This window comes from Paenibacillus sp. EZ-K15 (assembly GCF_002573715.1).
Lineage (GTDB): Bacteria > Bacillota > Bacilli > Paenibacillales > Paenibacillaceae > Paenibacillus_AQ.
In genome coordinates this window covers 1-689 of record NZ_PDHM01000030.1, presented here as the reverse complement: position 1 = coordinate 689, position 689 = coordinate 1, and the positions used below count along the sequence as shown (strand labels likewise).

1 rRNA gene is annotated in these 689 nt (G+C 55.6%); it reads right to left on the bottom strand.

Features of this window, described 5'->3' with window-relative positions:
- Position 1 precedes the first annotated feature (1 nt).
- Positions 2-689, bottom strand: a 23S ribosomal RNA gene (locus tag CRG97_RS32785); the annotation flags it as partial.

Below are 689 nucleotides of genomic sequence, written 5' to 3'. Positions count from 1 at the left end.
TTTGGATAAGCCCTCGACCGATTAGTATTGGTCAGCTCCATGCATTGCTGCACTTCCACCTCCAACCTATCTACCTCGTGGTCTTCAAGGGGTCTTACTAGTTGGGAAATCTCATCTTGAGGGGGGCTTCACGCTTAGATGCTTTCAGCGCTTATCCCTTCCGTACGTAGCTACCCAGCCATGCTCCTGGCGGAACAACTGGTGCACCAGCGGTACGTCCATCCCGGTCCTCTCGTACTAAGGACAGCTCCTCTCAAATTTCCTACGCCCACGACAGATAGGGACCGAACTGTCTCACGACGTTCTGAACCCAGCTCGCGTACCGCTTTAATGGGCGAACAGCCCAACCCTTGGGACCTACTTCAGCCCCAGGATGCGATGAGCCGACATCGAGGTGCCAAACCTCCCCGTCGATGTGGACTCTTGGGGGAGATAAGCCTGTTATCCCCAGGGTAGCTTTTATCCGTTGAGCGATGGCCCTTCCATGCGGTACCACCGGATCACTAAGCCCGACTTTCGTCCCTGCTCGACTTGTAGGTCTCGCAGTCAAGCTCCCTTATGCCTTTGCACTCTTCGAATGATTTCCAACCATTCTGAGGGAACCTTGGGGCGCCTCCGTTACTCTTTAGGAGGCGACCGCCCCAGTCAAACTGCCCGCCTGACACTGTCCCCGTACCGGATTACGGTAC